This is a genomic window from Arthrobacter rhombi (assembly GCF_039526245.1).
Lineage (GTDB): Bacteria > Actinomycetota > Actinomycetes > Actinomycetales > Micrococcaceae > Arthrobacter_H > Arthrobacter_H rhombi.
Window position 1 is genome coordinate 163634 of the sequence record NZ_BAAAIV010000004.1, and the last position, 14068, is coordinate 177701.

General features: G+C 63.9%; 7 protein-coding genes. 1 reads left to right on the forward strand and 6 read right to left on the reverse strand.

Going from position 1 to position 14068, the window contains the following annotated elements:
• Positions 1-27: 27 nt before the first annotated feature.
• The 5 genes from fusA to rpoB form a co-directional block, all read right to left on the reverse strand.
• Positions 28-2142 (reverse strand): elongation factor G, encoded by a 2115-nt coding sequence (gene fusA / locus ABD088_RS03235; RefSeq protein WP_343900029.1) that lies wholly within the window; start codon positions 2140-2142, stop codon positions 28-30.
• 84 nt (positions 2143-2226) lie between these two features.
• The gene (gene rpsG, locus ABD088_RS03240) at positions 2227-2697 is read right to left on the reverse strand and encodes a 30S ribosomal protein S7 (protein WP_343900031.1); all 471 of its coding nucleotides are present in this window, start codon (positions 2695-2697) and stop codon (positions 2227-2229) included.
• Positions 2697-3071: a 30S ribosomal protein S12 gene (rpsL, locus tag ABD088_RS03245; RefSeq protein WP_343900032.1), complete on the reverse strand. Its 375-nt coding sequence runs from the start codon at positions 3069-3071 to the stop codon at positions 2697-2699. The genes rpsG and rpsL overlap by 1 nt, the downstream gene beginning before the upstream one ends.
• Positions 3072-3581: 510 nt before the next feature.
• Complete coding sequence (locus tag ABD088_RS03250; protein WP_343900033.1) at positions 3582-7472, reverse strand: DNA-directed RNA polymerase subunit beta'; 3891 nt, start codon at positions 7470-7472, stop codon at positions 3582-3584.
• A 132-nt stretch (positions 7473-7604) separates the two neighbouring features.
• Positions 7605-11111, reverse strand: a complete 3507-nt coding sequence (rpoB, locus tag ABD088_RS03255; protein WP_343900035.1) for a DNA-directed RNA polymerase subunit beta — start codon at positions 11109-11111, stop codon at positions 7605-7607.
• A gap of 343 nt (positions 11112-11454) precedes the next feature.
• Between rpoB and ABD088_RS03260 the strand changes: the two genes are divergently transcribed.
• On the forward strand, positions 11455-12648 hold the full coding sequence (locus ABD088_RS03260) for an acetyl-CoA C-acetyltransferase (RefSeq protein WP_343900037.1): 1194 nt from the start codon (positions 11455-11457) through the stop codon (positions 12646-12648).
• Between the two features lie 15 nt (positions 12649-12663).
• Here the strand turns inward: ABD088_RS03260 and ABD088_RS03265 are convergent, their stop codons facing one another.
• Positions 12664-13935 (reverse strand): acyltransferase family protein, encoded by a 1272-nt coding sequence (locus ABD088_RS03265; protein WP_343900038.1) that lies wholly within the window; start codon positions 13933-13935, stop codon positions 12664-12666.
• Between the last annotated feature and the right edge of the window lie 133 nt (positions 13936-14068).

Below are 14068 nucleotides of genomic sequence, written 5' to 3' on the forward strand. Positions count from 1 at the left end.
TGCGACGAGTCTAGATTCCTGAGGCGATTACTCGCCGCGGGACTTCTGGATGATCTCCTCGGCAACAGCCTTGGGGACCTCGGCATAGCTTTCGAAAGTCATCGAGTACACGGCGCGACCCTGGGTCTTGGACCGCAGGTCGCCAATGTATCCGAACATTTCCGAGAGCGGAACGTTGGCCTTGATGACCTTCACGCCGGCGGCATCCTCCATGGACTGGATGGAACCGCGACGTGAATTCAGGTCACCGATGACATCGCCCATGTACTCCTCGGGAGTACGCACCTCGACGGCCATCAGCGGTTCCAGGATGATCGGGTTGGCGCGACGTGCACCTTCCTTGAACACCTGGGATCCGGCGATCTTGAATGCCATTTCGGACGAGTCGACGTCGTGGTAAGCGCCGTCAAGCAGAATTGCCTTGACGCCGACCATCGGGTAACCGGCCAGCACGCCGAACTGCATGGCGGCCTGGATGCCGGCATCCACGGACGGGATGTACTCACGCGGGATACGGCCACCGGTGACGGCGTTCTTGAATTCGTAGAACACTCCATCAGAGGTATCCAGGGGCTCGAAGGCCATCTGGACCTTGGCGAACTGTCCCGAACCGCCGGTCTGCTTCTTGTGCGTGAAGTCGACCTTGTCGACGGCCTTCTTGATCGTCTCGCGGTAGGCAACCTGGGGCTTGCCCACGTTGGCCTCGACGCGGAACTCGCGCTTCATGCGGTCCACCAGGATATCCAGGTGGAGTTCGCCCATGCCGCCGATTTCCGTCTGGCCGGTGTCCTCGTTCAACGAAACGGTGAACGTGGGGTCCTCGGCAGAAAGCTTCTGGATGGCCGTGGAGAGCTTCTCCTGGTCACCCTTCGTCTTCGGCTCGATGGCCACGAAGATCACGGGATCCGGGAAGGACATCGACTCGAGCACGATCGGCGCGTCGACCGCAGCCAGGGTGTCACCGGTAGTGGTGTCCTTCAGGCCGATGGCGGCGTAGATGTGCCCGGCGTGTGCCTCATCCACCGGGTTCTCCTTGTTGGCGTGCATCTGGAAGAGCTTTCCGATGCGCTCCTTCTTGCCCTTGGTGGTATTCATCACCTGGAGGCCGGAAGATGCCTTGCCGGAGTAAACGCGGATGAAGGTCAGCTGCCCGAAGAACGGGTGCGTGGCGATCTTGAAAGCCAAAGCGGAGAACGGCTCGTCCTCGCTCGGCTTACGCGTCATTTCGATTTCCTCGTTGCGCGGGTCGTGCCCGATCATCGGGGGGACGTCGAGCGGCGACGGCAGGTAGGAAACAACGGCGTCGAGCATCGGCTGGACACCGCGGTTCTTGAACGCGGAACCACAGAAGACCGGGTAGGCCTCCGAGTTCACGGTCATCTTGCGGATGCCGGCGACGAGTTCCTCGTTGGTGATTTCCTCACCCTCGAGGTACTTCTCCATCAGCTCGTCCGAGGACTCGGAAACATCCTCGATCAGCTTGGCGCGGTATTCCTCGGCCTTGGCCTGGAGATCCTCCGGGATTTCCCGGGTCTCGTAGGCCGCACCCATGGTCACGTCGCCCTTGGAGTCGCCGGGCCACACGAGGGCCTTCATCTTGATGAGGTCCACGACACCGACGAAGTCGTTCTCTGAACCAATCGGCAGCTGCATGACCAGCGGCCGGGCACCCAGGCGCTTCACGATCGTGTCGACCGTGTAGTAGAAGTCGGCTCCGAGCTTGTCCATCTTGTTGACGAAGCAGATGCGCGGAACGTCGTACTTGTCGGCCTGGCGCCAAACGGTCTCGGACTGCGGCTCCACGCCTTCCTTGCCGTCGAAGACGGCAACGGCGCCGTCGAGCACGCGCAATGCGCGCTCGACCTCGACCGTGAAGTCAACGTGGCCCGGAGTATCGATGATGTTGATCTGGTTGTTGTCCCAGAAGGAGGTCACGGCGGCCGACGTGATCGTGATGCCGCGTTCCTTTTCCTGTTCCATCCAGTCAGTCGTCGATGCGCCGTCGTGCGTTTCGCCGATCTTGTGGTTCACACCCGTGTAGAAGAGGATGCGTTCCGTAGTAGTGGTCTTACCGGCATCAATGTGCGCCATGATGCCGATGTTGCGGACCTTCGTGAGGTCGGTGAGCACGTCCTGTGCCACGTTGTCTCCCTTTTTCTGTGGATTCCTACACGACGGCGGGGAGGCACCTGAGGTGCCCCGCTCCGCCGTCGTGCATGAGGCCGGTTACCAGCGGTAGTGGGCGAATGCCTTGTTGGATTCGGCCATCTTGTGAGTGTCTTCGCGGCGCTTCACAGCGGCACCCAGACCGTTCGACGCGTCGAGGATCTCGTTCATGAGACGCTCGATCATCGTCTTCTCGCGGCGGGCCTTGGAGTAACCCACGAGCCAGCGCAGTGCCAGGGCGGTTGCGCGGCCCGGCTTGACCTCGATCGGCACCTGGTAGGTGGCGCCACCAACGCGGCGGGACTTGACCTCGATGGCCGGGCGGACATTGTCCATGGCCTTCTTGAGGGCAACTACCGGATCGGCGTTGGTCTTGGCTGCGACACCTTCAAGTGCACCGTAGACGATGCGCTCGGCGGTGGACTTCTTGCCGTCGACCAGAACCTTGTTGATCAGCTGGGTCACCAGGGGTGCACCGTGGACCGGATCGGAAACGAGGGGGCGCTTGGGCGCCGGACCCTTACGTGGCATTACTTATTCTCCTTCTTGGCGCCGTAGCGGGAGCGAGCCTGCTTACGGTTCTTCACGCCCTGCGTATCAAGTGCACCGCGGACGATCTTGTAACGGACACCCGGAAGGTCCTTCACGCGGCCGCCGCGAACGAGCACGATGGAGTGCTCCTGCAGGTTGTGGCCGACGCCGGGAATGTATGCGGTGACCTCAACGCCGCCGGCAAGGCGCACGCGGGCAACCTTACGCAGTGCGGAGTTCGGCTTCTTCGGGGTGGTGGTGTACACACGGGTGCATACGCCACGACGCATCGGGTTGCCCTTCAGGGCAGGGGCCTTGGTCTTGTTGACCTTCGGCGAGCGGCCCTTGCGGACCAACTGCTGAATAGTAGGCACTTTCGTGTCCTCCGGTTTCTTGGTTCTGCTGTGCCCGAGCCCAACGTGCGGCTGGCAGGCACTGCGCTTTTGGTCGTTTCATCGCAGCGCTTGCGGTGTCGACCGTAGGCGTGCAAAAGTGTGGCATTTGTTGCGCAAGTTCCCCGCAACCCGGACCGTGTCCATTTGCCACACATAAAAACAATTACCCATATCCTAACACGGCCGCGGACCCGCCCGGAAACGCGCCTGCGGCCATCGCCAGCGCCGGCCGCGGCACCGTCGACCGCCGGGTCGCATCAACCAGGAATGGGGACCCCGGCCAGTCGCCGGCTCCACTCCCCAGCCGAATCCACGCACAAACCGCACCCTCACGTCGCATTACGGCCCAATTCTGCCTTTTTCTCCGTCTAGGCGCGAAGTCACCTAGGTGTGTAATCACCTAGAAATAACAGTGAAACGGACGCAGACATGCCGATGGCCGGCACCCCTGAGGGTGCCGGCCATCGGTTGGTCCATGGACCGCTGGTACTACCGGAAGTCGTTCCCGAGATCGTAGTCATCCATCGGGATGGCGTGGAACTCGGGGCTCATCCCCGGCTCGACTCCTTCGTAGTCGAAGCCCGTGAAGGCGCTCGGACCGGTGAAGAGGTTGGCCTTGGCTTCCTCGGTGGGCTCCACCGTGACCTGGGTGTAGCGATCCAGACCGGTGCCGGCCGGGATCAACTTGCCGATGATCACGTTCTCCTTCAGGCCCAGCAGCGGATCCGACTTGCCTTCCATTGCGGCCTGCGTCAGGACACGGGTGGTCTCCTGGAAGGATGCAGCGGAGAGCCAGGAATCCGTGGCGAGCGAGGCCTTGGTGATGCCCATGAGCTCGTCACGACCCGATGCCGGGGTCTTGCCCTCGGACACGGCCTTGCGGTTTTCGCTGGTGAAGCGGCTGCGGTCGGCCAATTCGCCGGGCAGCAAGCCGGTATCACCGGACTCGATGACCGTGATGCGGCGAAGCATCTGACGGACGATGACTTCCACGTGCTTGTCGTGGATGCCCACGCCCTGCGACTGGTAGACGTCCTGGACTTCGCGGACCAGGAACTTCTGGGCCTCGCGCGGTCCGAGGACACGCAGCACCTGCTTCGGATCGATGGCACCTGCAACGAGCTGCTGGCCCACCGCCACCGAGTCACCATCGACCACGAGCATGCGCGCACGGCGCAGCACGGGGTAGGCGATTTCCTCGGAGCCGTCATCGGGGGTGATGACGATCCGCAGCTGCTTTTCGGCGTCTTCGATCGTGACGCGTCCGGCAACCTCGGAGATCGGGGCGACACCCTTGGGGGTACGCGCCTCGAAGAGCTCCTGGATACGGGGCAGACCCTGGGTGATGTCCTCAGCAGAAGCAACACCACCGGTGTGGAACGTACGCATGGTCAGCTGGGTACCGGGCTCGCCGATGGACTGTGCGGCGATGATGCCCACGGCCTCGCCGATGTCCACGGTCTTGCCCGTGGCCAGCGACCGGCCGTAGCACAGTGCACACGTGCCCACTGCGGACTCGCAGGTCAGCACGGAGCGGACCTTGATCTCCTGGACGCCTGCAGCGAAGAGCTCGTCGATGACGACGTCGCCCACATCGGAGCCGGCCTCGGCCAGCACCTTGCCCGAACCGTCGACAACGTCGACGGCCAGGGTGCGGGTGTACGCAGAGTTCTCGACGGTCTCATGCATGCGCACGGTCCCGATCTCGTCGACATAGGCAATCGGCACGGTCAAGCCGCGCTCGGTGCCACAGTCGGCTTCACGAACGATGACGTCCTGCGAGACGTCCACCAGACGACGGGTCAGGTAACCCGAGTTGGCGGTCTTCAACGCGGTATCAGCCAGGCCCTTACGGGCACCGTGGGTGGCGATGAAGTACTCGAGAACGGACAGGCCCTCACGGTAGGAGGACTTGATCGGACGCGGGATGATCTCGCCCTTAGGGTTGGACACCAGGCCACGGATACCGGCGATCTGGCGCAACTGCAGCCAGTTACCACGAGCCTTCGAGGTCACCATGCGGTTGATGACGTTCAGTTCCTCCATGCCGGCACGCATCGCCTCGGCAACCTCGTCGGTTGCCTTGGTCCAGATGTCGATCAATTCGGAACGGCGCTCGTCATCGGCGATCAGACCCTTGTCGAACTGCGACTGGACCTTCAGGGCCTGCTCCTCGTAAGGAGCCAGGATGGCGGTCTTGTCCATGTTCGAGGTGATGTCCGAGATGGCCACCGTGATGCCCGAGCGGGTCGCCCACTTGAAGCCGGCGTCCTTCAGGTTGTCCAGCGTTGCCGCCGCGACGACCTTGGGGTACCGCTCAGCCAAGTCGTTGACGATGTCAGAAAGCGCATCCTTGCCAGCGACACGGGAGACCCACGGGTAATCCGCGGGCAGCGTCTCGTTGAACAGGACCTGACCGAGTGAGGTCTCGATCAGTGCCGGGGTGCCTTCCACCCAGCCCTCCGGAGCGGGCTGCTCGGCGGACGGCACGAAGCCATCCACACGGATCCGCACGGGAGCGTTCAGGTGCAGGTCCCCACGGTCCATCGCCATCAGCGCCTCTGCCACCGAGCTGAAAGCGTGGCCGTGTCCTTCTTCTTCCGGACGCTTGGTGGTCAGGTGGTGCAGACCGATGATCATGTCCTGGGACGGCAACGCCACGGGGCGGCCGTCGGAGGGCTTGAGGATGTTGTTGCTCGACAGCATCAGGATGCGCGCCTCGGCCTGGGCTTCGGGGCTCAGCGGCAGGTGAACTGCCATCTGGTCACCGTCGAAGTCGGCGTTGAATGCGGCACACACGAGCGGGTGCAGCTGAAGGGCCTTGCCCTCGACCAGCTGCGGCTCGAATGCCTGGATGCCCAAGCGGTGCAGGGTCGGTGCACGGTTGAGCAGCACCGGGTGTTCGGTGATGATCTCCTCGAGCACGTCCCAGACCTGCGGGCGGTAGCGCTCGACCATCCGCTTGGCGCTCTTGATGTTCTGCGCGTGGTTGAGGTCAACCAGGCGCTTCATCACGAAGGGCTTGAACAGCTCCAGAGCCATCTGCTTCGGCAGGCCACACTGGTGCAGCTTCAGCTGCGGACCCACCACGATGACCGAACGGCCCGAGTAGTCCACGCGCTTGCCGAGCAGGTTCTGGCGGAACCGGCCCTGCTTGCCCTTGAGCATGTCGGACAGCGACTTCAGCGGACGGTTGCCCGGTCCGGTGACCGGACGGCCGCGGCGGCCGTTGTCGAAGAGGGAGTCAACAGCTTCCTGGAGCATCCGCTTTTCGTTGTTCACGATGATCTCGGGGGCCCCGAGGTCCAGCAGGCGCTTCAGGCGGTTGTTGCGGTTGATCACGCGGCGGTACAGGTCGTTGAGGTCGGAGGTCGCGAAGCGTCCACCGTCCAGCTGGACCATCGGGCGCAGTTCCGGCGGGATCACCGGAACGGCGTCCAGCACCATGCCCATGGGGCTGTTCGTCGTGGTCAGGAACGCATTGACGACCTTCAGGCGCTTCAGGGCACGCGTCTTGCGCTGGCCCTTGCCGTTCTTGATGATGTCGCGCAGCAGCTCGGCCTCTGCGGGCATGTCGAAGGTCTCCAGACGCTTCTGGATGGCTTCGGCGCCCATGCAGCCTTCGAAGAACAGTCCGTACTTCTCGCGGAGCACGCGGAACAGGCCTTCGTCGCCTTCGAGGTCGGCGACCTTCAGGTTCTTGAACCGGTCCCAGACCTGTTCGAGACGCTCGATCTCGGCGTCGGCACGCTTGCGCACCTGGGCCATCGTCTTGTCGGCGAGGTCCCGGGTCTTCTTCTTTTCTGCTGCCTTGGCACCCTCGGCCTCGAGCTTGGCGAGGTCGTTCTCCAGGTCGCGGGCGATCGCCGCGATGTCGGAGTCACGGTTGTCGACGAGCTGCTTGCGCTCGACGTCGTGCTGGGCCTGCAGGTTCGGAAGCTCCGCGTGGCGGCGCTCCTCGTCGACCGAGGTGATCATGTAGGCGGCGAAGTAGATGACCTTTTCGAGGTCCTTCGGCGCCAGGTCCAACAGGTAGCCCAAGCGCGAGGGGACGCCCTTGAAGTACCAGATGTGGGTGACGGGAGCGGCGAGCTCGATGTGGCCCATCCGCTCGCGACGCACCTTGGCACGGGTCACCTCGACGCCGCAGCGCTCACAGATGATGCCCTTGAAGCGCACGCGCTTGTACTTGCCGCAGTAGCATTCCCAGTCGCGGGAAGGACCGAAGATCTTTTCGCAGAAAAGACCGTCCTTCTCCGGCTTCAGGGTGCGGTAGTTGATGGTCTCCGGCTTTTTGACCTCGCCGAAGCTCCAGTCGCGGATCTCTTCCGCGGTGGCCAGGCCAATGCGCATGGTGCCGAATGAGGATTCGCTGGACATATGGTCCCTGTCTCTCTCTTGTTCTGAAGAAGTCTGGTGTTCATCGGCAGGTACTGGACCTGCCGGGGAGGGGAAAAGGATTGGGGACGACGGCGGGTGCCCGGCACGGGGTGCCGGGCCACCGCCGTCGTGCTAAACCTCGTCGACGGAGCTCGGCTCCGACCGTGAGAGGTCGATGCCCAGTTCTTCCGCAGCCCGGAACACTTCTTCGTCCGAGTCCCGCATCTCGATGGGGTTGCCGTCAGTGGAGAGGACCTCCACGTTCAGGCACAGCGACTGCATTTCCTTGATGAGGACCTTGAAGGATTCCGGAACGCCCGGTTCCGGGATGTTCTCGCCCTTCACGATGGCCTCGTAGACCTTCACGCGTCCGTGGATGTCATCGGACTTGATGGTCAGCAGTTCCTGCAGCGTGTAGGCGGCGCCGTAGGCCTCGAGGGCCCAGACTTCCATTTCGCCGAAGCGCTGGCCACCGAACTGCGCCTTACCACCCAGCGGCTGCTGCGTGATCATGGAGTACGGTCCGGTGGAGCGGGCGTGGATCTTGTCGTCCACCAGGTGGTGGAGCTTCAGGATGTACATGTAGCCCACGGACACCGGCTCCGGGAACGGCTCGCCGGAGCGGCCGTCAAAGAGACGGGCCTTACCGGAGTTGCCGATCAGCCGATCGCCATCACGCGTCACGTTGGTGTGGTCCAGCAGCCCGCGGATCTCGTCCTCGTGGGCACCGTCGAACACCGGGGTGGCGACCGTGGTGGGACCGGATTCGCGCGGCAGGTTCGGCAGGTCCTTGACCCAGTCCGGCTCTCCCTCGATCTTCCAGCCCTGCTTGGCTGCCCACGCGAGGTGGACCTCCAGGACCTGGCCGACGTTCATACGGCCCGGGACACCCAACGGGTTCAGGATGATGTCCAGCGGGGTCCCGTCCTCCAGGAACGGCATGTCCTCGATCGGCAGGATCTTGGAGATGACGCCCTTGTTGCCGTGGCGTCCGGCAAGCTTGTCGCCGTCCGTGATCTTGCGCTTCTGTGCCACGTACACGCGGACCAGCTGGTTCACGCCCGGGGGCAGCTCGTCGTCGTTGTCGCGCTCGAAGATGCGCACACCGATGACCGTGCCGGACTCGCCGTGCGGCACCTTCAGCGAGGTGTCGCGGACTTCGCGGGACTTCTCGCCGAAGATGGCGCGCAGCAGGCGCTCCTCCGGGGTCAGTTCCGTTTCACCCTTGGGGGTGACGCGGCCAACCAGGATGTCCCCGGCCTCGACCTCGGCACCGATGTGGATGATGCCTCGCTCGTCGAGCTGGCCCAGGACCTCCTCGGAGACGTTCGGGATGTCCCGGGTGATCTCTTCGGCGCCGAGCTTGGTGTCGCGGGCATCAACCTCATGCTCCTCGATGTGGATCGAGGTCAGCACATCGTCGGAGACCATGCGCTGGGAGAGGATGATGGCGTCCTCGAAGTTGTGGCCTTCCCAGGACATGAATGCCACGAGGAGGTTCTTACCCAGGGCCAGTTCACCGTTGTCGGTGGACGGGCCGTCGGCGATGATCGACTGGTACTCCAGGCGATCGCCTTCGGCGACGCGGACACGCTGGTTGTAGGCGTTGCCGTGGTTCGAGCGGGCGAACTTCATGATCGGGTACGCGGACTCGGTTCCGTCGTCGTTCATGACGGTGACCAGGTCTGCGGAGACCTCGGTGACCACACCGGGCTTGGCAGCGGTGATGGAGTCGCCGGCGTCAACCGCCACGTACTTCTCCATGCCGGTGCCGACCACGGGGGCCTCGGAGGCCAACAGCGGCACTGCCTGACGCTGCATGTTCGCACCCATGAGGGCGCGGTTGGCGTCGTCGTGCTCCAGGAACGGGATCAGCGCGGTGGCCGCGGAGACCATCTGGCGCGGCGAAACGTCCATGTAGTCGATTTCGGCCGGCTCGACGAGCACGGGCTCGCCGCCGCCGCCACGTTCGCGGCAGAGGACCAGGTCCTCGACGAAGTGCAGGTCATCGGTCATCGGGGCGTTGGCCTGGGCGATGATGACTTCGAGTTCCTCATCCGCGGTGAGGTAGTCGACCTGGTCGGTGACCTGGCCGTTGACGACCTTGCGGTAGGGGGACTCGATGAATCCGAAGTTGTTGATGCGGGCGTAGGTTGCCAGCGAACCGATCAGGCCAATGTTCGGGCCTTCAGGGGTTTCAATCGGGCACATGCGGCCATAGTGCGACGGGTGGACGTCACGGACTTCCATGCCGGCGCGGTCACGGGACAGACCACCCGGGCCCAACGCGGACAGGCGACGCTTGTGCGTCAGTCCGGCGAGCGGGTTGTTCTGGTCCATGAACTGCGAGAGCTGGGAGGTTCCGAAGAACTCCTTGATCGCTGCCACGACGGGTCGGATGTTGATCAGCGTCTGCGGCGTGATGGCCTCGACGTCCTGCGTGGTCATGCGCTCGCGGACGACGCGCTCCATGCGGGACAGGCCCGTGCGGACCTGGTTCTCGATGAGTTCGCCGACGGCGCGGATGCGGCGGTTGCCGAAGTGGTCGATGTCGTCGACCTCCACGCGGATGTCGACCTTCTCGCCCTTGCGGATGCCGGGCACGGTGGCTTCACCGGCGTGCAGTGCTACCAGGAACTTGATCATCGCGACGATGTCATCGATGTTCAGCACCGAGGCGTCCGGCGAATCCAGCGGGGTCTCGACACCGAGCTTGCGGTTGATCTTGTACCGGCCGACCTTCGCCAGGTCGTAGCGCTTGGCGTTGAAGTACAGGTTGTCCAGCAAGGCCTGGGCGGCGTCGACCGTCGGCGGCTCGCCCGGACGGAGCTTGCGGTAGATGTCGAGCAGCGCCTCTTCCTTCGTCTCCGTCGCGTCCTTCTCCAGGGTGGCGCGGATGGAGTCGTACTGGCCGAACTCCTCGAGGATGCGGCCTTCGGTCCAGCCGAGGGCCTTGAGCAGCACGGTCACGGACTGCTTGCGCTTGCGGTCGAGGCGAACGCCGACCTGGTCACGCTTGTCGATTTCGAGCTCGAACCAGGCACCGCGCGACGGGATGATCTTCGCCGTGAAGATGTCCTTGTCACTGGTCTTGTCCGGGGTGCGCTCGAAGTAGGCGCCCGGGGAACGAACCAGCTGGGACACGACGACACGCTCGGTGCCGTTGATGATGAAGGTGCCCTTGCCGGTCATCAGCGGGAAGTCGCCCATGAACACGGTCTGCTGCTTGATCTCGCCCGTGTTGTTGTTCATGAACTCGGCCTTGACGTACAGCGGCGCCGCATAGGTCGCGTCGCGGTCCTTGCACTCGGCCTCGGTGTACTTCGGGTCCGCGAACTCCGGTTCGGAGAAGCTCAGGGACATGGTGCCCTGGAAGTCCTCGATCGGGGAGATCTCCTCGAAGATCTCGGCCAGCCCGGACGTGTCGGCGACGCCGGCAATTCCTTCGGCGCGGGCCTTCTCCAGCCGGGATTTCCAGTTCTCGTTGCCAACGAGCCAGTCGAAGCTCTCCACCTGAAGTGCCAGCAGGTTCGGCACGTCGAGAGGTTCGTGGATCTTTGCGAATGTGATTCGGCCAGCCGCTTCCGCGGTGCGGGCCGAACTAGCGGTTTGATGATTTGAGGTGCTCGAGGCGACCAAGATGGATCCTTCCACAGACCGTCAGGTTTCCGACGCCATCCCCGCCCGGGATGAGGAACCCGGAACACCACCAAACATCGGGCCCACCGCTATATGAAGGCCGACTGGAAAGAGGGAAGACGCAAGGATCCACATTACACGTCTATGGAGAATCTGTCCACCATACTAGATGTTCGGCAAAAAGGCCCGTACCGGAAGCAAAAAAATTTGGCGGGCCGCCCTGCGGACGATGCATCCGCGGCTCCCAGCAGCTTTCGTCACCGCGGGCCACCGCACTTTGGTCATTATGGCCTGCGTCACGATAATTGGGAGAAGACCAGTTTTCGACGAAAGTGAGCGCACCATGTCCGACCCCCGCGACGCAGTCATCATTTCGGGGTCGCGTACCCCCTTCGGCCGGCTCAAGGGCCAGCTGGCGAGTTTCACCGCCGTGGAACTCGGCGCTGCGGCCATCACCGGCGCGCTGGACAAGGCAGGGGTGCCTGCGGGCGACGTCCAGGCCGTCATCCTGGGCCATGTGGTGCAGGCAGGCTGTGGACAGAACCCGGCGCGCCAGTCGGCCATCAAGGCAGGCATTGGCTGGGACGTCCCCACGGTGACCATCAACAAGGTCTGCCTCTCTGGCCTGGCTGCCATCACCGATGCCGCCCGCCTGGTCCGCCTCGGTGAGGCCGATGTCGTCGTTGCCGGCGGTCAGGAGTCGATGACCAACGCCCCCCACCTGCTGCCCGGCAGCCGGAAGGGCTGGAACTACGGCAGCTTCACCGCCGTCGATTCCGTCGACCACGACGGATTGACCGACGCCTTCGACGGCCAGTCCATGGGGGTGAGCACCGAAACCAAGAACGGCGAATTGGGAATCGAGCGGCTGCCGCAGGACGAGGTTGCCGCGGCATCGCACCAGCGGGCAGCCGCTGCCCAGGAGTCGGGTACGTTCGACGCCGAAATCGTCGCGCTCCAGGTTCCCCAGCGCAAGGGCGATCCGCTGACCGTCGACACGGACGAGGGCATCCGACCCAACACCACGGCTGAGACCCTGGGCGGACTCCGTCCGGCCTTCGCCAAGGACGGCACCATCACTGCGGGGAATTCGTCCCCACTCTCCGATGGGGCAGCCGCCGTCGTCGTGGCATCCCGTCAGTACGCGGAGAGCAAGGGCCTGGAAATCCTTGCCGTGATCGGAGCTCCAGGACAGGTGGCCGGTCCGGACACTTCCCTGCATTCGCAACCCTCCAACGCCATCAATTCCGCCCTGGCAAAGGCAGGATGGTCGGTCAACGATCTGGACTTCATCGAGATCAACGAGGCGTTTGGAGCCGTGGCCTGCCAGTCGCTGAAGGACCTGGACTACCCGCTGGAGAAGACGAACATCCACGGCGGCGCCATTGCCCTGGGCCACCCGATTGGCGCTTCCGGAGCACGCTTGGCGCTGCATGCCGCCCTCGAGTTGCAGCGTCGTGGCGGGGGCAAGGCAGCGGTCAGCCTGTGCGGCGGTGGCGGTCAGGGAGAAGCCCTGCTGTTGTCCCGCGACGCCTGAATCGACAGGACCCGCTTAGAGGCCCCGGGTGATTCCGCCTTGGTTGTGGGGAATCGCCCGGGAAATCGGCTTGCGGGAATCCTCGGCAGCACCGGCACGTGCCGCGAATTCCCGCGCTGGCGCCCGCAGGGCAACTACTGAGTCAACTGCGGCGGTGACCGCCTTGCCGAGGCGTCGCCCGATTTTCTGCTCGACGAACCGGTAGACCAGGTACGCGGCAATCCCCGACGCAGCCATCGCCAGGGCGAGGATGACCGGACGCGGGAGGTGCCCGCTGAGCTGGTCGATGATCCACCAGCCCCAGATCTCGTGCAGCAGGTAGATCGGGTAGGTCAGTGCCCCTGCCAGCGACAGTCCGGGCAGATCCACACGGCGCAGCGGGGTGAGCACCAGGACGGCGATCAGCGCGAAGATCCCCACGACGATGCCCCAGTAGACCTGGGGCGGGACCGAGTACCCCACCAGGTCCATGGCCTCGGCGCTACCGGTCTTCCCGGTCAGCCACGCGGCCTGGACCACATTCAGGCCGAGCACCGCCCACCTGAGCGGCGTGTGGCCAAACCGGTAGATCAGGAACAGGCACATGCCACCAGCAAAGAGTGCAGCGTGGTCTGGAATGAGGGCCTGTCGCACGAAGTTGCTTGAGATCATCGGTGCCAGGAATCCCACCAGGGGCCAGATTGCGGCGAAAGCCAGGATACGGCGGCGCGTGACCCACCCGAGCATCATCAAGACCAGGATGAGGCCGTAGAAGCGCATCTCCACCCAGAGCGTCCAGTAGACACCGTCGACGTGCGGGACGTGGAATCCGGTCTGCATCATCGTCAGGTTCACCACCCAGTCGAGGAAGCTCAGCCGCTCCCCCATTGATGGCCAGATGAAGAAGATCAGGACCCCCGTGGCCAGCACGGCCACCCAGTAGGCAGGGAACAAGCGCCCCACACGGGATCCGATGAACTGGGCGGGTCTCTTGCCATAGGCGGAGAGCAGGATGACGAAACCACTGATCACGAAGAAGAGCGGCACTCCCATGTTCCCGAAGACGCTGACCCGGGACAGGTTCGGCCAGGCGGCCTTGGCGGGTTCGATCCCCCAGTAGCCGTGGTGCCATGCGGTGTAGTGGTAGAAGATGACGCCCACGGCGGCCAGCAGACGTACGCCGTCGAGCAGGGCGAGTCGAGCACCCTTGCGCGGGGACCCGTTCCGTCCCTGGGAGACATCTGGATTCGATGATTCCCCCGGGGTCGTCGCGCCCGGACGGGGGGCGGTGATCGTGGAACTGGACACGAGATCGATCTCCTTCCCCGCTGCGCGTTATCAAGTCGTTACCTAACACGGTAGCAAAACCGCCGCGTCAAACCGAACGAATGTGACGCCCGCGACAGCGAGGGGCCACTTAAAAAGCGGAACCCCGCACACC